This window comes from Lysinibacillus sp. 10T31 (assembly GCF_056394365.1).
Window position 1 is genome coordinate 1 of record NZ_JBFTHS010000166.1, and the last position, 544, is coordinate 544.

At 46.0% G+C, this 544-nt stretch carries 1 protein-coding gene and 1 pseudogene; both read left to right on the forward strand.

Going from position 1 to position 544, the window contains the following annotated elements; translation table 11 throughout:
• Positions 1 to 304 (forward strand): annotated as a pseudogene (prpD, locus tag AC1DCY_RS27395) (2-methylcitrate dehydratase); the annotation flags it as partial.
• A gap of 31 nt (positions 305 to 335) precedes the next feature.
• The coding region (locus AC1DCY_RS27400; protein ID WP_477355864.1) for a hypothetical protein at positions 336 to 544 on the forward strand (209 nt) is incomplete at its 3' end.

Consider the following 544-nt stretch of genomic DNA (forward strand, 5'->3'; position numbering starts at 1 on the left):
GATTCGGTGTGAAGAAAAGCCGGAATACACAGCAAATTACTATGCCCCCGACAAGCGCTCAATCGGCAATACCCTCACCGTTCGCTTCAAGGCTCAGATCGAACCATTTGTGGCAGCAATAGAATACCCGGTCGGACATCGCGTTCGTAGATCTGAGTGTCTACCCTTGCTGGTGCAAAAGTTCACTGCCAATGCAAGTGTTCGTTACGGTTCGGAGCGCTCGAAAAACATCGAGAAATTGATCACAAGCTCTAGTGATCTTGAAGGACTTGCAGCTGACGACTTTATGCAACTACTGGCGTAACTTGGCCATTTTTATATTAAGGATAATGTAAATGAAGACCTGCCTACTGATCGGCTGCGGGGCTGAAATTGGCGCCAATTTACTGCTATTGAATGACCCTACACAAGACGGTTTTTTCATATCTACAGTAATCACTAACGCACCATCTACCGATAAGCATTACCCTCATTTATTGCCGATTCACGGCATCGTAGCAAAGTTAGCTTTGGCACAAGCAAACGCACTTGAGCGAATTAAGGT